The 19,769-nt window shown below is 65.6% G+C and carries 20 protein-coding genes and 1 pseudogene; 4 read left to right on the top strand and 17 right to left on the bottom strand.

Annotation, left to right across the window (positions count from 1 at the left end; all coding sequences use genetic code 11):
* Positions 1-9: 9 nt before the first annotated feature.
* The 10 genes from DDZ17_RS14145 to DDZ17_RS14100 are packed head-to-tail and all read right to left on the bottom strand — an operon-like array spanning position 10 to position 8,084.
* Positions 10-435, bottom strand: coding sequence for an acyl-CoA thioesterase (locus DDZ17_RS14145; RefSeq protein WP_116367603.1), 426 nt, complete (start codon positions 433-435; stop codon positions 10-12).
* Complete coding sequence (locus DDZ17_RS14140; protein WP_116367602.1) at positions 428-1,978, bottom strand: HAL/PAL/TAL family ammonia-lyase; 1,551 nt, start codon at positions 1,976-1,978, stop codon at positions 428-430. The genes DDZ17_RS14145 and DDZ17_RS14140 overlap by 8 nt, the downstream gene beginning before the upstream one ends.
* Positions 1,975-2,907, bottom strand: a complete 933-nt coding sequence (locus tag DDZ17_RS14135) for an LpxL/LpxP family acyltransferase (protein WP_157976647.1) — start codon at positions 2,905-2,907, stop codon at positions 1,975-1,977. Before DDZ17_RS14135 ends, DDZ17_RS14140 begins: the two co-directional genes overlap by 4 nt.
* Positions 2,900-3,700: a glycosyltransferase family 2 protein gene (locus DDZ17_RS14130; protein ID WP_241505895.1), complete on the bottom strand. Its 801-nt coding sequence runs from the start codon at positions 3,698-3,700 to the stop codon at positions 2,900-2,902. Before DDZ17_RS14130 ends, DDZ17_RS14135 begins: the two co-directional genes overlap by 8 nt.
* A gap of 20 nt (positions 3,701-3,720) precedes the next feature.
* Complete coding sequence (locus DDZ17_RS14125) at positions 3,721-5,442, bottom strand: ApeI family dehydratase (protein WP_116367599.1); 1,722 nt, start codon at positions 5,440-5,442, stop codon at positions 3,721-3,723.
* A gap of 7 nt (positions 5,443-5,449) precedes the next feature.
* Positions 5,450-6,004, bottom strand: a complete 555-nt coding sequence (locus tag DDZ17_RS14120) for a COG4648 family protein (protein WP_116367598.1) — start codon at positions 6,002-6,004, stop codon at positions 5,450-5,452.
* The gene (locus DDZ17_RS14115) at positions 6,001-6,252 is read right to left on the bottom strand and encodes an acyl carrier protein (RefSeq protein ID WP_116367597.1); all 252 of its coding nucleotides are present in this window, start codon (positions 6,250-6,252) and stop codon (positions 6,001-6,003) included. The genes DDZ17_RS14120 and DDZ17_RS14115 overlap by 4 nt, the downstream gene beginning before the upstream one ends.
* Positions 6,249-6,539, bottom strand: coding sequence for a phosphopantetheine-binding protein (locus DDZ17_RS14110; RefSeq protein ID WP_116367596.1), 291 nt, complete (start codon positions 6,537-6,539; stop codon positions 6,249-6,251). The genes DDZ17_RS14115 and DDZ17_RS14110 overlap by 4 nt, the downstream gene beginning before the upstream one ends.
* Positions 6,536-7,297 (bottom strand): lysophospholipid acyltransferase family protein, encoded by a 762-nt coding sequence (locus tag DDZ17_RS14105; RefSeq protein WP_116367595.1) that lies wholly within the window; start codon positions 7,295-7,297, stop codon positions 6,536-6,538. The genes DDZ17_RS14110 and DDZ17_RS14105 overlap by 4 nt, the downstream gene beginning before the upstream one ends.
* 1 nt (position 7,298) lies before the next feature.
* Entirely contained in the window at positions 7,299-8,084 is a 786-nt protein-coding gene (locus DDZ17_RS14100) for a beta-ketoacyl synthase chain length factor (RefSeq protein WP_116367594.1), read from the bottom strand.
* Positions 8,085-8,430: 346 nt separating this feature from the next.
* Here DDZ17_RS14100 and DDZ17_RS22830 point away from each other — a divergent pair, with 346 nt between their 5' ends.
* Positions 8,431-9,048, top strand: coding sequence for a 4'-phosphopantetheinyl transferase family protein (locus DDZ17_RS22830; RefSeq protein ID WP_157976646.1), 618 nt, complete (start codon positions 8,431-8,433; stop codon positions 9,046-9,048).
* Positions 9,049-9,065: 17 nt separating this feature from the next.
* Here DDZ17_RS22830 and DDZ17_RS22915 read toward each other — a convergent pair.
* A pseudogene (locus tag DDZ17_RS22915) lies at positions 9,066-9,164 on the bottom strand (CcdB family protein); the annotation flags it as partial.
* A 215-nt stretch (positions 9,165-9,379) separates the two neighbouring features.
* Here DDZ17_RS22915 and DDZ17_RS22725 point away from each other — a divergent pair.
* Positions 9,380-9,820: a chorismate mutase gene (locus DDZ17_RS22725; RefSeq protein WP_206613550.1), complete on the top strand. Its 441-nt coding sequence runs from the start codon at positions 9,380-9,382 to the stop codon at positions 9,818-9,820.
* 164 nt (positions 9,821-9,984) lie between these two features.
* Positions 9,985-10,395, top strand: a complete 411-nt coding sequence (locus DDZ17_RS14080) for a pyridoxamine 5'-phosphate oxidase family protein (RefSeq protein ID WP_157976645.1) — start codon at positions 9,985-9,987, stop codon at positions 10,393-10,395.
* 180 nt (positions 10,396-10,575) lie between these two features.
* On the opposite strand, the gene fadA is transcribed toward DDZ17_RS14080, so the two are convergent.
* From fadA to DDZ17_RS14065, 3 genes are all read right to left on the bottom strand, one after another.
* Positions 10,576-11,751, bottom strand: coding sequence for an acetyl-CoA C-acyltransferase FadA (gene fadA, locus DDZ17_RS14075; protein ID WP_116367591.1), 1,176 nt, complete (start codon positions 11,749-11,751; stop codon positions 10,576-10,578).
* Between the two features lie 18 nt (positions 11,752-11,769).
* Positions 11,770-13,917, bottom strand: coding sequence for a fatty acid oxidation complex subunit alpha FadB (fadB, locus tag DDZ17_RS14070; RefSeq protein WP_116367590.1), 2,148 nt, complete (start codon positions 13,915-13,917; stop codon positions 11,770-11,772).
* A gap of 304 nt (positions 13,918-14,221) precedes the next feature.
* Positions 14,222-14,485 (bottom strand): hypothetical protein, encoded by a 264-nt coding sequence (locus DDZ17_RS14065; RefSeq protein ID WP_116367589.1) that lies wholly within the window; start codon positions 14,483-14,485, stop codon positions 14,222-14,224.
* Between the two features lie 247 nt (positions 14,486-14,732).
* Between DDZ17_RS14065 and DDZ17_RS14060 the strand changes: the two genes are divergently transcribed.
* Entirely contained in the window at positions 14,733-15,305 is a 573-nt protein-coding gene (locus DDZ17_RS14060; RefSeq protein WP_116367588.1) for a retropepsin-like aspartic protease, read from the top strand.
* 25 nt (positions 15,306-15,330) lie between these two features.
* On the opposite strand, the gene DDZ17_RS14055 is transcribed toward DDZ17_RS14060, so the two are convergent.
* Genes DDZ17_RS14055 through DDZ17_RS14045 form a run of 3 tightly spaced genes read right to left on the bottom strand, consistent with a single transcriptional unit; the run spans position 15,331 to position 19,708 of the window.
* On the bottom strand, positions 15,331-16,779 hold the full coding sequence (locus DDZ17_RS14055; RefSeq protein ID WP_116367587.1) for a coniferyl aldehyde dehydrogenase: 1,449 nt from the start codon (positions 16,777-16,779) through the stop codon (positions 15,331-15,333).
* Positions 16,776-18,446: a GMC family oxidoreductase gene (locus DDZ17_RS14050; protein ID WP_116367586.1), complete on the bottom strand. Its 1,671-nt coding sequence runs from the start codon at positions 18,444-18,446 to the stop codon at positions 16,776-16,778. The genes DDZ17_RS14055 and DDZ17_RS14050 overlap by 4 nt, the downstream gene beginning before the upstream one ends.
* Positions 18,446-19,708, bottom strand: a complete 1,263-nt coding sequence (locus DDZ17_RS14045; protein WP_116367585.1) for a cytochrome P450 — start codon at positions 19,706-19,708, stop codon at positions 18,446-18,448. Before DDZ17_RS14045 ends, DDZ17_RS14050 begins: the two co-directional genes overlap by 1 nt.
* Positions 19,709-19,769: the final 61 nt, after the last annotated feature.

Here is a 19,769-nt window from a genome sequence, read left to right as displayed (position 1 = left end):
GTAGCGGGTCTAGTCCCCGGCGCCGGCGGCCACTCTGCGGGTCAGGGCCGGGGGGCTGGCGAACAGCATCTCGCCGCTGTCCAGTTCCAGCGCCACCTGCACGGTGTGGGCGCGGGTCAGGCGGCGGCCGCTGGCTATGTCAAACACCCGGTAGTTGACCTTCATGCGGTGCTCCACTTCCACCAGCTCGGCCACCACGCGGATCTTCTGGCGGTACTTCAGGGGCTGGGCGTAGCGCACGTGCAGCTCGATCACCGGCCAGGCGTAGCCGGAGTCGCGCATGGCCTGCACGTCGTAGTCGATGCCATCGAGCATGGCGGTGCGCGCCAGTTCCAGGTACTTCACGTAGTGGCCGTGCCAGGCAATGCCCATGCTGTCGATGTCGTGAAAGGGGATTTCAATCTCCACCTCGCCCTGCGCCAGTACCTTATTCATAAAGTGCCCACCCGGTGTTGGCGATGGCCTGGCAGGTGGCGCGCAAATCGCCCTCCAGGGCGCGGTCTTCCTCTACCAGTTGAAAGCCCTCGCCGGTCTGCTGCACAAAGTCGCTGACCGCCGGCGACAGCTGCGAGGGCGCAAGTTCGCCGGCGCGCAGGCGCAGCTGCACGGCCTGCCAGGCCGCCAGCAGGGCGCCGGCGGCCACCTGCTCGCTCAGGGTGAGCACGCGCTGGCAGTCGCGGGCGGCAATGGTGCCCATGCTCACCTTGTCCTGGTTGTGGCACTCGGTGGAGCGCGAGAACACGCTGGCCGGCATGCAGCCCTTCAGGGCCTCGGCGGTCCAGGCGGAGCAGCCGATCTGCACCGCCTTGAAGCCGTGGTTCAGGGCGCGGCTGCCGGCCGTTGCGCCAGACAGGTTGGCGGGCAGGCCGTGGTTCATTTTCGGGTCCACCAGCTGCGCCAGCTGGCGGTCCAGCAGGTCGGCCACGTTGGCTACGGCGGTTTTCAGGCTGTCCATGGCCATGGCCACGTGGCCGCCGTAGAAGTGGCCGCCGTGCAGCACGTGTTCGCCCTCGGCGTCGATGATGGGGTTGTCGTTGGCGCTGTTCAGCTCCACGGTGAGCAGCTTGTCGGCAAAGTCCAGGGTGTCCAGCAGCACGCCTATCACATGGGGCGCGCAGCGCAGGGAGTAGCGGTCCTGCAGGCGGTCGCTGTTGCGCGGCAGGTCGGTGTGCTGCAGGTCGCTGTAAATCCACTGGGCGGCCCGGGTCTGGCCGGGGTGGGGTTTGGTGGCGAACAGGCGCGGGTCAAAGTGGAAGTCGTTGCCCTTCAGGCCCAGGGAGCACAGGCTGGTGATGCGCGCCGCCAGTTGCGCCAGGTAGCGGGCGCGGCCGATGGCCAGGCAGGCAATGCCGGTCATGGCGGCGGTGCCGTTCATGATCGCCAGCCCCTCCTTGGGGCGCAGGGGCAGGGCGCTGATGCCGGCTGCCCGGTAGGCCTCGGCGGTCGGCCGGCGCTGGCCGCGGTACCAGACCTCCCGCTCGCCTTCCACCACCGCGGCCAGGTAGGACAGGGGCGTCAGATCGCCGCTGGCGCCGACCGAGCCTTCGCTTGGCATCACGGGAATGATGTCCTCGTGCAGCAGGCGGGCCAGGTGTTGCAGCAGGGCGTAGCGCACGCCGGAATAGCCGCGGGCCAGGCTGGCCAGGCGCGCGGCGAGAATGGCGCGGGATTCAACCAGGCCAAAGGGCTCCCCCAGGCCGCAGCCGTGGAAGGTGTAAAGGTGGCGCGGCAGGCTGTCCACCTGATCGGCGGGCACCGACACCTGGCAGGAGTCGCCGTAGCCGGTGGTGACGCCGTAGATCACCCCGTCTTCCGCCAGCAGACGGTCGAGGAAGGCGGCGCCGCGGTCGATGCGCTCACGAAAGCCGCTGCCGGCGTCCAGGTGCGCGCGGGCGCGGCGGTGGGCGAGGGCGATTACCGACTCGATGGTCAGGTCGCTGCCGTCAAAGAGTATGTCGGGGCGCTGTCTGGAATTCATTCGGCCTGGTCCCAAAAGGGGTAAAAGTTAAACCACTGCAGCGGCGCCTGTCGCACGCTGGCTTCCAGCGTGGCGGCATAGCGCTGCATCACGCTGTTCAGTGCCTGCCGGCGGCCCTGGCGCGGCAGGCGGATACGCTCGGCGAGCCTGGCGCAGCTGACATCATAGCCGGCGGCGCCGCGGGTGCAGAATACGGTGTACACCGGGCATTTCAACAGGGCGGCAAGGATGAAGGGCCCCTCCGGGAAGGGCGCCGGCCGGCCGAGAAATTCCACCTGCTGGCTGCGGCCACGGCTACCCACCGCCACCCGGTCGGCCAGAATGGCAATGAACTCGCCGCGCTCAATGCAGCCCGCCAGGCGGATGGCGGTGGCCGGCGACACGTCGTTTACCTCGATCAGCTCCACCTCGCCGTCCACTTCCAGCTCCCGCAGCAGGCGGTTGAACATGTCGGCGTTGCCGGTGTGCACCAGCACGTTCAGCTTCAGGCGGCGGTTGTAGCGCGACAGGCTGCGGCAGATTTCCATATTGCCCAGGTGAGCGCCCATCAGCACCGCGCCGCGGCCGCTGTCGAGCTGCTCCAGCAGCAGCGGGCGGTCGGGAAACTGCACATGCTGCAGCAGCTCGCCGTCGGCCCACACGCCGAGCTTGTCCACCGCCGCGCGGCCAAAGGCGAGCTGGTGGCGGTAGGCGTTGAACCAGTTGGGGGCCGGGGTGGTGCCGGGGGCGCTGGCGGCCTGCAGGCGCTGCAGGTATTCCAGCGAGGCCCTGCGCGCCGTGCGGTGCACCACAAAGTAGTACAGCACCACCGGCTGCTGGACCAGGGTGAAGGCCCAGGGGCCGATGTGGCGGTAAATCCACAGCAGCAGGCGCATGCCGCCCACAAAGCCGACCTCGCGAATATCCGACCAGCGCCTGGCCTCAGTCATGGGGCGCCTGCTTGGCATTGGTGTGTTGTGCGGGGGTGTGTTGTTCACTGACCTGTTGTTCAGGGGCCGGGTTCTGGCGGCGCTGGCCGCCCGCCACCCGGCGCCACAGCAGCTGCGGCAGGCGGCGCAGCATGCCAAAGAACAGGCGGGTGTGGGCCCAGCTGATCAGGGCGTTGTCGTGCAATCCGCGAAAGTGGGACACGCCATCGGCGGGGTAGCAGACCCGCGATGGCAGCTCCACCACCGGCACGCCGGCCCAGTGCAGGCGCACCAGAATCTCCGGGTCGAAGTCCATGCGATCGCCGGTGTGATCGCAGTCGATGATGGCCAGGGTAGCCGCCAGCGGGTACACGCGAAAGCCGCACAGGGCGTCGGAAATATCCAGCGACAGGGTGTGAATCCACACCCACACATGGGTGAGGTAGCGGCCGTAGTAGCGCAGTGCCGGCGCATTGTCGTAGCGCGGCACCGCGGCCACCAGCGCGTCCGGGTGACGCCGCGCCAGGGTCAGCAGGTGCTCGATATCATCGGTATTGTGCTGCCCGTCGGCGTCAATCTGCAGGACGTGGGTAAAACCGCCACGGGCCGCCGCCCGCAGGCCGCTCTTTACCGCGCCGCCCTTGCCCCGGTTGCGGGGGTGCTCCACCAGCGTCACGGCGCTGTCGCCGCCGGCGAGTTCGCGCAGCAGGGCGCTGCAGGCGGCGTTGGAGCCATCGTTCACCAGGATAACGGGCAGCTGGTGGCGGCGCAGCGTGGCCACCAACTCCGGCAGCACGGCCGGGTGGTTGTACACCGGTATCACCGCGCAGCAGTTCACGCCTCGCCCCCGAGGCTCAGGCGCCCCTGGCTGTGCGACCCCAGGCGGGAGGTAAACTGAAAGGCCAGCCAGGTGCCGCTGGCCTTGAGGGTCAGGGTGAGCACGGTGTCTGGCCGGGCCAGGGCCTGGAACTTGACCGCCTTCATGTCTCCCGGCGCTGGCTGCAGGCCCATAAACTGTCGGGCGTAATGGCAGGCCCAGTGGATCTGCACCACGCCGGGCAGCACCGGCGCCTGGGGAAAGTGCCCGGCGAAGTAGCGCAGGTTGGCCGGCACATAGAGCTTGAGCTGCAGCGCATCATCCGCCGGCTCATCAAGCGCCACCAGGTGGGCCAGGGTGCCGGGCTCAAAGGCCCGGGCCAGGGCCTGCTGCGACAGCTTGCCCTGGGCGTTGCGTGCAATGGCGTGGCAGGGCCGGAACAGGCGCGGCACGGCGGTGGCCGGCAGAGCCGCCAGCAGGGGCGCGCGCAACTGGCGCGTCAGGCCCGCCAGCCCCTCCTCTTCCAGCACCTGCTGGCCGGCGTGGGTCAGGCTCACCACGGCGCCCAGTTCCTGGCGCTGGCGCTGCAGCATCAGGCTTGCGCCGTCGGCAACCAGCGGGCTTTGCAGCAGCAGGCCCTCCACCTGGGCCAGGGCGACCCGCCGGCCCTCCACCTTGACGATGCGATCGACCCGGTCCAGCAACTGGAAGCGGCCGTCGGGGCACATGTGGATGGCGTCGGCGGTGTTGTACCAGCCAGCGTCCAGCCAGGGAGAGCGGATGGCCAGGGTGCCGGCCTCGCTGGCACGGCACTGCACGCCCGGCAGTGGCGTCCAGCTGCTGTCATTGGCGCTGCAGCTCTGGGCTCGCCAGGCCATGCCGCCGGTTTCCGAGCTGCCCAGCACTTCCACCGGGCTGGCGCCAAGGCCCGCCCGAACCACCAGCGCCGCCGCCTGGCGCAGGGGGCCGCCGGAGGAGAACACCACCGCCACCCGCTCCCGCAAGGCGGGCCAGGGCAGGGCGGCGCCATCCAGCCGGTGCAGGTGGGCCGGGCTCATCACCCAGGCCACGCGCTGTTGCCCGGCCTGCCCCAGCTGAACGCTGTGCTGTGCCAGCAGCGCGGGGTCGGAAAACCGCTGGCGGCAAAAACGCCGGCCGCGGGTCAGCGGCCACAGCACGCTGAACAGCAGGCCATAGAAGTGCTGGTGGCTCACGGTGCCGGCGATCACGCAGTCCGCAAGCTGCCCGCCCCACTGCTGTTCCAGGCCCGCCAGTTCGGCGTCGATTTGCGCCAGCTGCTTGACGATGGCCTTGGGGGCGCCGGTGCTGCCGGAGGTGAAAATCACCAGCTCGCCGCCCAGGGCCAGCCCGGGGCTGGATGGGTTCGCAACAGCCCCGGTGATGGGGCTGGTCACGCTGCCGGCAGCAGCCGCATCTGCGGGGAAGTCGCCGCAGAACTGTGCCCCTTCGTCGCGCAAAGCGGCCACCGAGGCAGCGCGGTTGTCCCCGGGCAGGTAAACCGTGCAGCCCTCGGCCAGCAGGGCCAGCAGGGCCACGGTGAAGCGGTAGCCATCCGGCTCGAACAGGGCCCAGCGGAGCGCGCCCCGGGCGGCGATGCTGGCCCGGGTGGCGGCGACATCGGCCAGCAACTGTTGCCAGTGGATGTCGCCGCTGGCGTCGTAGATGACCGGATGCTCCGGCGCAAAGCTGGTGGCGGTGAGTGTTGTCAGGTCAGGCATGTGCGGGTCAGCTTGGGTGTTGGCGGCGCAGCTGCTGGCGCAGGCAGAATTCCCCCGCGAACAGCAGCCCCATCAGCAGGTAGGCAATGCCGCCGTTGTAAAGTGCCCAGGTTTGCAGGCTGCAGGCCAGCGCCGTGTACAGGGCAGCGGCGCCGTTGAGCAGGAAAAACAGGCACCAGATTTGGGTGACCCGGCGGGTGTAGCGCACCGCCTCTGGCGGCAGGTCGGGCTCGCGCAGGCGCGCGATGCGCTCGATCAGGCTGGGGCCGCGCTGCAGGGAAGCGCCAAACAGCAGCAGCAGGGCGCCGTTGATGGCCACCGGGTAGTAGCGGAACCAGGCCGGGTTATCCGATGCCAGCACCACCAGCGCCAGTGCCAGCAGGGCCGCCGGCACCAGCTGGGCGGCGGGGCTGCCGGCGGGAGTGAGCCGCCAGCGCAGCAGCGCCAGCAGGGCGAACGCGGCGGCGATCTCCCGGGCCTCAAGCCAGTGGAGGCCAAACACCAGCAGCAGGGGCACCAGCGCCATCAGGCCCGCGCTCAACAGCGACAGCGCCTGGGTCATTCGATCCCTACAACGCGAGCCACCGCGTTGACGACATCGTCCACGGTGCGCACGGTCTTGAACTCGTCCGGGTCGATCTGCTTGCCGGTAATACCGCGCAGTTCGACGATCAAGTCCACCGCGTCGATGCTGTCCACGTCCAGGTCTTCGTACAGGCGGGCCTCGGGGGTGATGCTGTGCGGCGGCACCTCGAACATGTCGGTGAGCAGGCTGGCGAGCAGTTCGCTGATCTCTTGCCGGGAGTTCATGAGGCGGCCTCGTTCTTGCCTTCACCTTCGCCCTTGCCTTGGGTCGCCACAAAGCGCGCCAGCGTGGCCACCGACTGGAAGTGGCTGCGGGTGGACTTGTCCTCGGCATCCAGCTGTACGCCAAAGCGCTGTTGCAGGGCCATGCCCAGTTCCAGGGCGTCGATGGAGTCCAGCCCCAGGCCGTCGTTGAACAGCGGTTCGTCGGTGTCGATGTCGGCCGGGCTGATGTCCTCCAGCTCCAGGCATTCGATGATCAGTTCTTTAATATTCTGTTCCAGTGCGTTCATGCAGATATCTCATGGTGAAAATACTGTTGCCACTCGCGGGTGACGTCGCGGGCTGAGCTGCCCGCCGGCGGCTGGGCCTGCTCCGCCGCCTGCCACTGGCGCACGGCCAGGTGAAAGTGCGGCCGGCGGTGGGGGATCTGGTACCACTTTTCGCCCTTGGCCAGGGTGGGCGGGCTGGCCGTAATGGTCACCAGCCGCAGCGGGCAGCGCGCTGCCAGCCACAGGTAGGCCGCGCCGCGGCGAAATGTGAGCAGGTCACTGCCCACCGAGCGGCTGCCCTCGGGGAAGACAACCAGGGTGGTGCCACTGTCGATGGCGGCGGCGCCATCGCGCAGCAGCTGTTCGGGGGAGTCGTTGGCCACGTAGCCGGCCAGGCGTACCGGGCCGCGGGTGAAGGGGTTGCGGTACAGGTCCGACTTCACGATGCAGGTGGCGTCGGGAATCATCGAAATCAGAAACACAATGTCGATGAGGGTGGGGTGGTTGGCAACCACCAGTTGCCCGGGGGTGCGCAGCTCGGCCGCGCCCTGCACGTCCCAGGTGAGTACCCCCGCTCCTTTCATAAAGCCAATAAAGAGCCGGAAACTGTGGTGAATGAGGCCCCGGCAGCGGCGCACCGCCGTGTCGCGGTCGGGCGCCAGCAGGGACACCACGGGAAAGATGACATAGCCCAGCACGAGCCCGCCCAGGCCAAACAGGGCAAAGCTGGTGCCGGTGGCCGCCACACGCCAGTAAAAGCCGTCCTGCCGGGCGCCCATCTCAGCAACGCTCCAGGCGCCAGCCGGCACCGGTCTCAGTGATGTCGGCCCGGCTCCGCTCGCCCTGCAGCAGGGCGGTCAGCGCGCCGATGCCAGAGCCAATGGCTCCTGGAACGGGGGCAGGTTGCCTGCTGGGGGGCGCAGGCGGGCGTGCCGCCGAATCAGCGTTCAGGCGCAGCGCCACCGTGGCGTTTGCCCCGGCCACCAGCCGCAGCGCCAGCGCGCAGGGGGCCGGCGGGCCCTGGTACCAGGGCTGGTAAAAACCGGGGCAGTTTTCCTCCGCGTACACCACATTCACGGCGCTGTAGTGCCCCTCCTGCAGCAGGCCCGCGCCCTCCAGCAGGGCCGGCACCGGGCTGTCATCGCAGGGGGCCAGGGCCAGCATGGGGGCGGTAATGCCGTGCATCTGCGACCACAGGCCGCCGATGGCATTGTGCACCGAATGGCTGAAAGCGGTGGGAGACACCGGGTCGCTGGCGGCAATGGCCTCCAGCATGCCCTGAGTGCGCTGGATTTCGCCGAAGGTGGAGCTGAACACCACCGGCTCCTGGGCGCCGGTGTCGGCGCAAAAGCCGAGGGTCTGGAAGGTCACCCGGGCCAGCGGCGAGAGGCGGCGGCGCTTCATGGCCGGCAAGTCGCTCAGGGTCGGGGCGTCCAGCGTGCGGCTGCGAATGCCCTCGGCATCGGCGCACAGCCAGGTGGCGTCCGTTCCGCTGCCCGCCAGCTGCCACAGGCTCCAGCGCTGTACCCGCAGGATGAGGCCATTGTCGACTTGTTGTGCTGTCACGGCGATAGGGAGTCCGGGTGGTCGCCGGTTTCGGCTTTGGTTCTGGCTTGGGTTCTGGTTTTGGTTCCGGTGCTGCTGCAACGTGCCTGCGCTCGGCCCTGGCAGCTTGGCCGCACTTGTTATGAAAAGGCGTGAACGCCGCGTAAACTTTGCGCATTGTACCGAAAAAGCCCAACGTCATTAAGTGTGCACTGAGCGCGACAAACCGCCCCCGGCGGCCGATGAGGTTCTGCTCTGGCTGGGCCGCTGCGCGCTGCCGCCACCGGGTCGGCAGCGTCGCCGTGCCCAGTCTGCGGCGGCGCGGCGCCTGTTGCAGCGGGGCCTGTTACAGCGTTATGACATCGCAGTGGATATCTCACCCACCACGCCCTACCCGGCGCTGGAGCAGCAGGTGCTGGCGGCAAGCGGCTGGTTTCCCAGCCTCAGCCACAGCGGCGGCTGGCTGGCGGTGGCCCTGGGCCGAGAGCGGCTGGGCCTGGATATAGAGGGCCTGGATTTAGAAGGCCTGGGCATCGAGTATTTGGATATCGAGTGCTTGGATTCAGAAGGCTTGAATACAGCGCGCCGCCGCCCGCGGGACTGGCTGGCCATTGCCAACCAGTGCTTTGCCCCCGAAGACCAGGCGGCACTGCAGGCCGCGCCGGCTGCCGAGCGGACGGCCCTGGGCTATCGTATCTGGACCCTCAAAGAGGCCGCGATAAAACTCGGTGGCGGCAGCCTGTTTGGCGACCTCAACCGCCTGCGCTACCACCCGGGCGGGCAAGTGGCCCTGGATAGGCCGGACAACACGCCGCGCTGGGCCTGGAGCGGGCAAACCGCCGGACTCAGCCTGGCGCTGTGCGGCCTGGGGCCGCAGCCCCGGCGCGTGCGCCTGTACCGCGAGGCGCCAGGCGCAAGTCCTGATCTCGCCCTGCAAGCGGTAGCGCCGGGGCAACTGCAGGCGCGCTTTGTGCCGGTGCTGTAGGAGGGTTGTTGCCTTCCCAGTGGAACAACAATCCTTGTCGCAATTTCGGCAATAACAGGATTTTGAATATCTACAATGTAAGGAAAAAGGCCGCGAGTGCTTCGGCTTGGGTTGAGGTAGGTGTCAAACGGTGCCTCTAAAACACCCTATATTCATCACCAAAGCAGCCGTGCGTCTTGTAATGCGCATTCCAAGATGCTCAACAAACACGGCTTTTCACTGGCCTGGCCGTGGTGACCCTCGGGCAGGTAGAGGCAGTCCGACGCCGGAAACGATGTTTGTCTTGTGGCGCTACTGAGGCCCGGACAACACGGTCGCAATGGCATGGCCAATGGATGACTTCTCGGCTACAAAGACTCTCATCCAACTACTCCGAATGACTCAGCAATTCGATGGCTTCCTGGTTGCCGGAGGCCGCCAGTTGCCAGTGGATGCCATGAAGCGAAGTCAATTACTATTGGTTTATTCTGGAAAAGCAAAAAGGAGCTGGAGTGTGGAAAGTCTCGATGATATGCGAAAGAGTATCGATAACATTGATAATGCAATTGTTGCGATGCTGGCTGAGCGTTTCAAAGTAACCAACCGGGTGGGATATTTTAAGGCCAATAACAACCTTCCCGTAAAAGATCCTGAGCGCGAAGCGATTCAGCACTCTCGCATAAAAGAACTATCTAATCAGTATGGACTAGATCCGGAGTTGGCTTCGTCAATTCTTGGTCAGGTTATAGATGAGGTAGTGCTAAAGCATCAGGAGATTGCGAGGTCTCGTTAGTTGTATAGAGGTCTGGTTCAAGCTCTATGCGGCTCACCATGCCTTGCTTTTGTTGGTTTGGAGAGGCGTTTAGGTGGTTGAATTAAAAGGCTAAGAGAAGGTGATCGAATGTTTGAGCGAAAAAAGTACTGAGCCGAAGTCTCGCTGATACGGAAATCGAGTTGTTGAAATTGGCCGAGATACCAGCTTATTTGGCAACTATAGATCGAAGCGGCTTTCCTAGAATTACACCGCTTTGGTTTCTTTGGAAGAAAGATAGTTTCTACATGAGCAGTGTTTTCGGAAAGCCATATATCGACCACCTTCGCCGAAATTCGAAGGCTTCAATATGTATTGAAGTCGAAGATATTCAATCCGGTGTTCATCGACCTAACCGACAGCTAAAATCTACAGGTATTGCTCAAATCTATCCTGATCAAAATGGTGATATCACAAGGGAAATCAGTAGGAAATACTTAAAAGGAGAGGGCTCGGAGATTGAAATAGAACGCAGAAGCAGCATTCCAAGATTAGTTGTGAAGTTGAAGCCAGAGAGAATTTGGGGTTTTGGTGGCGGTAAATCGATTGAAAGATAACTGTGTGTTTTCACCAAATTTGATAGCCCTGTTTGTTGCTGCTTTGGTTTTCCGGCCAGAATACGGCCTTCATTCGAAGGATTGGCCCCGGGGCTGAACTGAAGAACCCGCCGCTGCTTTTTTGCACACCGCCAAAACAAAAACGCCGCCCGAAGGCGGCGTTGTGGGGGGTGAGGCGCCTTACACGCGCTCGATCACGGTGGTGATGCCCTGGCCGAGGCCGATGCACATGGTGGACACGCCGAGGGTAAGGTCGCGGTCCTGCATGACGGTCAGCAGGGAGCCGGTGATGCGGGTGCCGGAGCAGCCGAAGGGGTGGCCCAGGGCAATGGCGCCGCCGTGTACGTTGACCTTCTCTTCCATGTCGTCCAGCAGGTCCAGGTCTTTCAGCACCGGCAGGGCCTGGGCGGCGAAGGCTTCGTTCAGTTCCACCATTTCGATGTCGCCGATGGACAGGCCGAGTTTTTTCAGCGCTTTCTGGGTGGAGGGCACGGGGCCGTAGCCCATGATGGACGGGTCCACCCCGGCCAGGGCCATGCCTTTCACTTTGGCGATCGGGGTCAGGCCCAGGGCCTGGGCCTTCTCGGCGGACATCATCAGCATGGCGGAGGCGCCGTCGGAGATCTGCGAGGAGGTGCCCGCGGTCACGGTGCCACCCTTGGGGTTGAAGGACGGGGTCAGTTGCGCCAGGCCTTCCAGGGTGGTGTCGGGGCGAATGGTTTCGTCCTCGGTTACCAGGGTCAGGGCGCCGGCGGCGTCGTGGCCTTCCACACCGATGATTTCCTTGGCGAATTTGCCTTCCACGGTGGCCTTGTGGGCCAGCATGTGGGAGCGCAGGCCCAGTTTGTCCTGGGCTTCGCGGCCAATGCCGTGCAGCAGGGCCAGGTACTCGGCGGTCATGCCCATCATGCCCGCGGCCTTGGCCACGTTCAGGCCCATGCGCGGGTTGATGTCCACGTCGCCCATCATCGGGATGTGGCCCATGTGCTCCACGCCACCCACCAGGTACACATCGCCAAGGCCGGCCTGGATGTTGGCGGCGGCGGTGTGCAGGGCGCTCATGGACGAGCCGCACAGGCGGTTCACGGTCTGGGCGGGAATGGTGAAGGGCAGGTCGGCGCGCAGCACCAGCAGGCGGGCCAGGTTCATGCCCTGCTCGCCGCGCTGCAGCACACAGCCCCAGATCAGGTCGTCGATTTCGGCCGGGTCCAGCTTGTCGTTACGGGCCAGCAGGCCTTTGATAACAGCGACGGAAAGGTCGTCGGCGCGCACATTGCGGAAGCAGCCGTTCTTGGAACGGCCCATGGCGCTGCGGGCGTAGTCGACGATAACTGCGTCTCTCGGATTCAGACTCACGATAATTCTCCTTTGCCCTTAGTAGTAAGTAGTGCCGTCGGCGAGTTTGGCTTTCATGCCTTCGGTCAGCTCGTAGCTCTTGCCGAGGTGGGCAAACTTTTCGCTGGCCTCTGCGATGTACTGCATGCCCACGGTGTCCATCCAGCGGAACACACCGCCGCGGAAGGGAGGGAAGCCCAGGCCGTACAGCAGGGCCAGGTCGGCCTCGGCGGGGGTTTCCACAATGCCTTCTTCCAGGCAGCGGGCCAGCTCGGTGGCCATCGGCAGCATCATGCGGGCGATGATGTCCTCATCCGAGAACTCGGTGCGCTCGGCAACAATGTCCTTGATCAGCGCGTAGGTGCTTTCGGTGACGGTTTTCTTCGGCTTGCCGCGCTTGTCTTCCACGTACTCGTAAAAGCCGATGCTGTTCTTCTGGCCGTAGCGCTCGTTCTCGAACATCACCTCGGTGGCGGTTTTGAAGTCCAGCTTCATGCGGTCGGGGAAGCCCTCGGCCATCACCCCGGCCGCATGCACACCGGTGTCGATGCCCACCACATCCATCAGGTAGGCCGGGCCCATGGGCCAGCCCCAGCGCTCCATGACCTTGTCCACGGCCTGGAAGTCGGCGCCGTCGCGCACCAGCTTGGAAAAGCCGTCGAAGTAGGGGAACAGCACGCGGTTCACCAAAAACCCGGGGCAGTCCTTCACCACCACGGCTTTTTTGCCCATTTTGTTGGCGTAGGCCACGGTGCGGGCCACGGCGGTGTCGGAGGTTTTCTCGCCGCGGATCACCTCCACCAGCGGCATGGCGTGTACCGGGTTAAAGAAGTGCATGCCGCAGAAGTTCTCCGGGCGCTCCAGGGCCTGGGCCAGGAAGTCGATGGAGATGGTGGAGGTGTTGGAGGCCAGCACGGTGTCCGGGCTGATCTGCTTTTCGGTCTCCGCCAGCACGGCGTGCTTCACTTTGGGGTTTTCCACCACCGCCTCGACCACGATGTCCACGTCGTCAAAGCCGCCGTAGGTCAAGGTCGGGTCGATGCTGTTGAGCACTTCGCCCATTTGCGCCGGGCTCATGCGGCCGCGCTCGACGCGCTTGGCCAGCAGTTTGTTGGCCTCTTTCAGGCCCAGGTCCAGACCGGCCTGGTTGATGTCCTTCATTTTGATCGGCACGCCCTTGTAGGCGCTCTGGTAGGCGATGCCGCCCCCCATGATGCCGGCGCCGAGCACGGCGGCCTGGGCCACCTTCTTGTCGGCTTTTTTCTCCCAGCCCTTGGCCTTTTTGCCCAGTAGCTGGTCGTTCAGGAACACGCCCACCAGGGCCGCGGCCACCGGGGTGACGGCCAGTTCGGCAAAGCCGGCGGCTTCCACGTCCAGGGCGTCTTCCAGGCCCATGCCGCGGGCCTGCTCGATGCAGTCCACTACTTTTACCGGGGCCGGGTAGTTGCGCCCGGCCTGCTGGGCCACCATCTGCTTGATGGTGAAGAAGGCCATCGTGGCCTCGGTGTCGTTCAGGGGCAGGGGGCTGCTCTTCTGCGCGCGGCGGGCGGCGTAGTCCAGCTGGCCGCCAATGGCGTTGTTCAGGGTGGCCAGGGCCACCTCGCGCAGCTGCTCGGGCGCGGCCACGGCGTCCACCGCGCCGGCCTTCAGGGCCGCATCGGGGCGCTGCTCGCTGGCGGTGGCAATCCAGGTCACGGCCTCGTCAACACCAATAATGCGCGGCAGGCGTACGGTGCCGCCCCAGCCGGGCAGAATGCCGAGTTTGGTTTCCGGCAGGCCCACCTTGGCCACGGTGCTCATCACGCGGAAGTCGCAGGCCAGGCAGATCTCGAAACCGCCGCCCAGGGCAAAGCCGTTGATGGCCACCACCGAGGGGTAGGGCAGGTTTTGCAGGCGGTTGAAGTTGGCGTTGTTGAGGCCGGTGAAACCCTTGATTTCATCGGCGCCCGCGCCAAACAGGCTGGTGAATTCGGTAATGTCGGCGCCGACGATGAACACCGGCTTGCCGCTGGTGACCAGCAAACCCTTGAGGCCGGATTCCGCCTCCAGGGCGTCGAGGGCCTGGGTCAGGTGATTGACCGTGTTCTGGTCGAATTTGTTGACCGATTCGCCCTGAAGATCGAAGTGCAGCTCGGCGATGTCGCCATCGAGGCGGGTCACCGTGAGCGCGTCGCTCTGATAGATCATGTCGCTGTCCTGTGTGGCTGAGACGGATGGGGTCGGCCGGGGCGGGAGAATAGGCGACCCGCAGTGGCCGGAGGGGCGGCTATTGTAGCGGGCTGGATTGCCGCCGTGAACCGGTATGTTGACAGCGAACACAAGAGATTGGCTTATGTCGGGTATTCGTGCGGCGGATAGTTGCTGGCACCGATGCTGCGAGGGCTGTGCAGAGAGTGCGGGGGCGTGATGAATGTGGCGGGTAGTGGGGCGGCTGTAGCGGCCTTGTAACAGGCAGGGCGCGCCCCGCGCTGGCGGCGGGGCGCAGGTCGGATCAGCGCTGGCGGGCGAAGGGCGGGCGGCCTTTGAGGGCTTTGCCGGCGGGCTCGTCGGCCACTTCCAGGGCGGCGGCGTCGCTCACGCTGAGCACATCGGTGCTGCGCTTGTAGGGCGGCTTGCCCTTCATGTCCACGCTGTGAACGCGGACGGTCTGGGGCTTTTCCGCCGCCTGGGCGTTCACTTCGTTGGCCTGTGCCGCGCTGCCAAGGCCGAGGGTGGCCAGGCTGGCGGCGGTGATGGTCAGCAACAGCTTGCGCATAGCAATACTCCTTGCGGGTTGAGCGGGTTGTGTTTAAAGGTGGTGCTTCATGTTGCGGCGATACTAATCAGGCTGCACAAAAATTGCACGGCCTCGCACTACATTGGTGCGCAAATCCCCCGAATTCCCGGCAAAATGCCCGGTTTCGGGCGTTTTTGGGGCGAAATGAGGGTGGTACGACCCTTGCAATGTCTGGCGTAGGGTCGCTCTGCGACATCGCACCGCCAGCAGGCGGCAGGACACAGCCATGCAGCCAACTGTATTGACCGGTTCCCCTCGTGCCAGTTCCTCTTGCGCCGGGCTTTGCCCTTCCGCCAGGCTCCGCCGCTGGCTGTCCGCCGGCGGCCTGTCGCTGCTGGCCTTTTCGCTGCTGGCCCTGTCGCTGCCGGCGCGGGCGCTGGACTTTCCGGTGGAGCTGCCCCTGGCGCGCTCCGGCGCCGGCACGCTGACCATCAACGCCGAAGTGGGCGGGCAGCGGGCGGACTTTCTGGTGGATACCGGCGCCGGCATGGTGACCATCAGCCGCGAGCTGTTCGAATCGCTGGAAGATACGGGCGAATTGCGCGAGGTGCGCCGGGTGGCGTTGCGCCTGGCCAACAACCGGGTGAAGGCGGTGCCGGTGTACGCGGTGGCCCACTTTCGCCTGGGCCTGCACTGCGACCTGGGGCCGCTGGAGGTGGCAGTGCTGGGCAGCGGCAGCCGCAACCTGCTGGGCCTGTCTGCCCTGACCCGGGCGGCGCCCTTCGCCCTCGACCCGCGCAGCCCCACCCTGTTCCTCAGCCAGTGCAGCGGCGAGTCGCGGGTGGCGGGCCTGCACTGAAGCCCGCGCTTGCCACCGGCCGGGCTTACTTCTTGATTTGCGAGCTCAGCAACTTGGCAATTTTGTCGCCGTAGGGCGGCAGGGTGCCGGCCAGCTTGGCCATGTTCACCCAGCCTTCTTCATACACCGCCCGCGCATGGCTGAAGGTGCGAAAGCCGTCGCGGCCGCGGTAGTTACCCATGCCGGACCTGCCGATGCCGCCAAAGGGCAGGTCGTCGCAACCCACGTGTAATGCCACCGCGTTGATGGACGCGCCGCCGGAGCTGGTGCGGCGGAACACCTCGGCCTGTTCTTTTTTGTCCTTGCCGAAGTAGTACAGGGCCAGGGGCTTTTCGCCGCCGTTGATGTGGTCGATCACCTGGTCGATGTCGCGGTAGGTTTTCACGCACAGTAGGGGGCCGAAGATTTCCTCGCGCATGCAGGCCAAGTCGTCCGGCGGGTCGATGATGAGGTGCAGGGCGATTTTGTGCTGCTCGGCACCCGAGCGCTCTTCCCCGGCCGGGCACAGGGGCTCTATGCGCACCCCGGCCTCGGCCGCTTCGTCCAGGTAGCCGGCAATACGCTGGTAGTGGCGCTGGTTGACGCAGGCGACAAAGTCCGGGTTGTTCTGGATGTGCGGGTAGTGCTGGGCGATCACCCGCTGGCAGTGGCGCACAAAGGCCTCCAACTGGCTCTGGGGCACAAAGCAGTAGTCCGGGCTGATGCACAGCTGGCCGCCGTTCATCGCCTTGCCCACAATGAGGGTTTCGGCGATGTGGCTGATGTCCCCGCTGTGGGAGATCACCACCGGCGACTTGCCCCCCAGTTCCAGGGTGACCGGGGTGAGGTTGTTGGCCGCCGCCTGCATGACTTTGCGGCCCACGCCGGTGGCGCCGGTAAAAATCAGGTGGTCGAAGGGCAGGGCGCTGAAGGCGGCGCCCACTTCCGGGCCGCCGGTCACCAGGGTGATTTCTGAAGGCTCGAAGTAGCGGGCAAACAGTGTTTGCAAAAGGTCCGCGGTGTGGGGGGTGAACTCGGAGGGCTTGATCATGGCCCGGTTGCCGGCGCCCAGCACATCCGCCAGGGGGCTGAACACCATGTTAATCGGCACGTTCCAGGGGGTCATGATGCCCACCACGCCCTTGGGCTGGTATTCCACCCGGGCTTTGCCGCCGAGAAAGTTCATCGGCATCATCGGGGTGCGGCGCTCGGGTTTCATCCACTGCTTCAGTTTGCCCTTGACGAACTTGAGGCTGCCGATGGAGTTCATGATGTCCATCATCTGGGTGACGTAGGGCGAGCGGCAGCCGAAGTCGGCGTTCACCGCCTCGCACAGGGCGTCTTTGTGATCCACCAGCAGGGCGATGCAGCGGTCGATGCGATCCACGCGGGTGGCGTATTCCACGTAGCCCTCGGCGCGAAAGGCGCTGCGCTGGTTGTGCAGCAGGGCCTGCAGCGATTCGTTGATGGCGGGGTGGTCGGCGGCGGCATTCATGACACGTTCTCCAGGGTTTCCGGGGCCGGGCGGGAAATCGGCACGCCGGCGTCCTCCAGCAGCAGGTCGGCGCACTTTTCGGCAATCATGATGGTGGGGGCGTTGGTGTTGCCAGACACCAGGGTGGGCATCACCGAGGCATCGGCCACCCGCAGGCCGGCAATGCCGCGCACCCGCAGGCGTTCGTCCACCACGCTGTCGGCGTCGCTGCCCATGCGGCAGGTGCCCACCGGGTGGTACACCGACTCCGATTCGCGGCGGATGTAATCCAGCAACTGTTCATCGCTCTGGATGGCGGCGCCGGGCAAAAATTCGGTGCCGCGATAGGCGTCCAGGGCCGGGGCGGCAAAGCAGTCGCGCACCCGCCGGACGCCGGCCAACAGGGCCTGGCGGTCGCCGGCTTCGGACAGGTAGTTGGCGCGAATCGCCGGGGCGATGAGCGGGTCGGAGCACTGAATGTGCACACTGCCGCGGCTGGCCGGGCGCAGGTGGCAGACGGTGGCGGTGGTGCCGGGGCAGGTTTTCATCGTGCCCGCAGCGTCGGTTTCGCTGGCGGCAGGGGCAAAATGCACCTGGGCGTCGGGGCGATCGACGGCTTCGGTGCTGCGGAAAAACACCCCCACCTGGGCCGCCGGGTGGGCCAGCAGGCCGCCGCCGTTGATGGCGTAGTGGCCGAGGTTCTTCAGCATGGCCAGGGGGCGGGTTTCTTCAAAGAAGGTGGGCACGCCGTGCAGGCCCTGGATCACGTTCACGGTGAGGTGATCCTGCAGGTTCTCGCCCACCGCCGGCGCATCGTGCACCACCGGCAGGCCCAGCGCGGCCAGGCGCTCGCCATTGCCGATGCCGGACAGCTCCAGCAGTTGCGGGCTGTTTACGGTGCCCCCGCAGAGGATGATCTCGCGCCGGGCGCGGGCCCGCAGGCGCTCGCCGGGGGCGCCCCTGGTCAGGCGGTATTCCACCGCCGTGGCGCGCCCGTCTTCCACCACCACCCGGCTGGCGAGGGCGTTGGTGATCACGGTGAGGTTGGGGCGAGAGCGCACCGGGTTCAAAAAGCAGCGCTTGGCGCTCTGGCGCCGGCCGCGACGGATGTTCTTCTGGTAGTAGCCGGCGCCCTCCTGGTTGGGGCCGTTAAAGTCCGGGTTGTAGGGCAGGCCGGTTTCCATGGCCGCCTGGATGAAAATATCCGCCAGCGCCAGGCGCTCGCCAATGGAGAACTCCTCCACCCACAACGGGCCGCCCTGGCCGTGGAAGGCGTTGGCGCCCTCGGCCTTGTGTTCGCTGCGCTTGAAGTAGGGCAGCACGCTGGCGTAATCCCAGCCGGGCAGGCCAAGGTTGGCCCAGTGGTCGTAGTCTTCGCGCTGGCCGCGAATGTACACCATGCCGTTGATGGCGCTGGTGCCGCCGAGCACCTTGCCCCGGGGCCACTTGATGCGCCGCCCGGCCAGTTCCGCCTCGGGTTCGGTGTGGTAGCACCAGTTCAGGGTTTTGTGGTTCATCAGGAAGGCAAAACCCAGGGGGATGTGGATCATCGGGTGGCGGTCTTCACCGCCGGCCTCCAGCAGCAGCACCTTGCGGCTGGCCTCCCGGGACAGGCGGTTGGCCAGGGCGCAGCCGGCGGAGCCACCGCCGACAATGATGTAGTCGTAGTCCTGCACCGCGCCGCTCATCAGGCCGCCTCGTTGCCGGCGCCGGCGCGCTCGGGGTCGAAGGTGATGCGCATTTCCTTGATGGCATTGACGAAGAACGAGCGCACGAATTTTGGCGCTTCGGCAAACTGCGGGTTGCGCAGACGGGGGACGATCTCCTCCATCATGATGCGCAACTCCAGCCGCGCCAGGTGGGAGCCAATGCAGAAGTGCTGGCCAATGCCAAAGGAGCGCAACTGGTTGGCGAGGTCTGGCTGGCGCTGGGCGCGGCGCACGTCAAAGCGCATGGCGTCGTCGCCAAACACCTGCTCGTCGTGGTTGATGGTGTGGTAGTGCAGCAGCACCTTGTCGCCAGCCGAGATGTGCTGGCCGCCGAGTTCCACATCCTCGGTGGCGGTGCGGCGCATGGCGATAAACGCGGTGTTATAGCGCAGGATTTCCTCGCAGGCATCGGGGATGCGTTCGGGGTGATCCACCAGGTACTGCAATTGGTCCGGGTGCTCCATCAGCAGGCGCATGCCGTGGGCGATCACCGTGCGGGTGGACTCGTTGCCGCCCACCAGGATGAGGATGAACATCCAGCCGAACTCTTCCTCGGTGATGCTGCGGCCCTTCACCTCCCCTTCCAGCAGGGCCTGCAGCAGGCCGGGTTTGGGGTTTTTGCGGTGCTCTTCGGCCAGCTTCATGGCATAGCCGATCACCTCCGCCGAGGCGATCTGCCCGGCCTCTTCGGAGATCGACATGTCCGGGTCGTCGGCGAAGATCATGGTGTTGGTCCAGTCGAAGAACTGCTTGCGATCTTCAATGGGCACGCCGAGCAGCTCCAGAATGGCGATCAGGGGCAACTCCGCCGCCACGTCCTCGACAAATTCACAGGCTCCCCGGCCTGCCACCGCATCCACAATGCGCCTGGCGTGGGCCCGCAACTCCGGCTCAAAGCCCTCCACGTTCTTGGGGGTAAAGGCTGAGCGCACGATACGCCGCACAATCTGGTGCTCTGGCGGGTCCATGCCGATGATGGTGCGCTGGTGGATTTCCGTCACCATCCAGTCTTCGTATTCGGTGGGAAAGGGCGAGCGCAGGGCCGAGGAAAACAGCTGCGGGTTTTTGCTGACGTAGTCCAGCTCCTGCTGGCGTGTGACCACCCAGTAGGGGATGCCGGTGAGCGGGTCCTCGATGCGCACCACCGGGCCGGCGGCGCGGATTTTTGCCAGCTCGTCGTAGGGCATGCCGCCGACGTAGCTGGACGGGTCGAGCAGGTTGGTAAAGGGGCAGCTGGTCATCGATCACTCCCTGCGCGGCGATTTATGTTGTGGCCGCTATCTGTCTGAAACCGCTGCGATT

The organism is Parahaliea mediterranea (genome assembly GCF_003402235.1).
GTDB classification, from domain to species: Bacteria; Pseudomonadota; Gammaproteobacteria; order Pseudomonadales; family Halieaceae; genus Parahaliea; species Parahaliea mediterranea.
This window is presented reverse-complemented; position numbering and strand designations above follow the sequence as displayed.

Bases quoted from the DNA above. Each gene is read 5' to 3' on its own strand.
- DDZ17_RS22725 (WP_206613550.1), top strand. From the start codon at position 9,380: ATGGATGACTTCTCGGCTACAAAGACTCTCATCCAACTACTCCGAATG.
- DDZ17_RS14050 (WP_116367586.1), bottom strand. From the start codon at position 18,446: ATGAGCGGCGCGGTGCAGGACTACGACTACATCATTGTCGGCGGTGGC.
- DDZ17_RS14055 (WP_116367587.1), bottom strand. From the start codon at position 16,779: ATGAATGCCGCCGCCGACCACCCCGCCATCAACGAATCGCTGCAGGCC.
- DDZ17_RS14110 (WP_116367596.1), bottom strand. From the start codon at position 6,539: ATGAACGCACTGGAACAGAATATTAAAGAACTGATCATCGAATGCCTG.
- DDZ17_RS14045 (WP_116367585.1), bottom strand. From the start codon at position 19,708: ATGACCAGCTGCCCCTTTACCAACCTGCTCGACCCGTCCAGCTACGTC.
- DDZ17_RS14120 (WP_116367598.1), bottom strand. From the start codon at position 6,004: ATGACCCAGGCGCTGTCGCTGTTGAGCGCGGGCCTGATGGCGCTGGTG.
- fadB (WP_116367590.1), bottom strand. From the start codon at position 13,917: ATGATCTATCAGAGCGACGCGCTCACGGTGACCCGCCTCGATGGCGAC.
- DDZ17_RS14145 (WP_116367603.1), bottom strand. From the start codon at position 435: ATGAATAAGGTACTGGCGCAGGGCGAGGTGGAGATTGAAATCCCCTTT.
- DDZ17_RS14065 (WP_116367589.1), bottom strand. From the start codon at position 14,485: ATGCGCAAGCTGTTGCTGACCATCACCGCCGCCAGCCTGGCCACCCTC.
- DDZ17_RS14115 (WP_116367597.1), bottom strand. From the start codon at position 6,252: ATGAACTCCCGGCAAGAGATCAGCGAACTGCTCGCCAGCCTGCTCACC.
- DDZ17_RS14125 (WP_116367599.1), bottom strand. From the start codon at position 5,442: ATGCCTGACCTGACAACACTCACCGCCACCAGCTTTGCGCCGGAGCAT.
- DDZ17_RS14135 (WP_157976647.1), bottom strand. From the start codon at position 2,907: ATGACTGAGGCCAGGCGCTGGTCGGATATTCGCGAGGTCGGCTTTGTG.
- DDZ17_RS14060 (WP_116367588.1), top strand. From the start codon at position 14,733: ATGCAGCCAACTGTATTGACCGGTTCCCCTCGTGCCAGTTCCTCTTGC.
- DDZ17_RS14105 (WP_116367595.1), bottom strand. From the start codon at position 7,297: ATGGGCGCCCGGCAGGACGGCTTTTACTGGCGTGTGGCGGCCACCGGC.
- DDZ17_RS14140 (WP_116367602.1), bottom strand. From the start codon at position 1,978: ATGAATTCCAGACAGCGCCCCGACATACTCTTTGACGGCAGCGACCTG.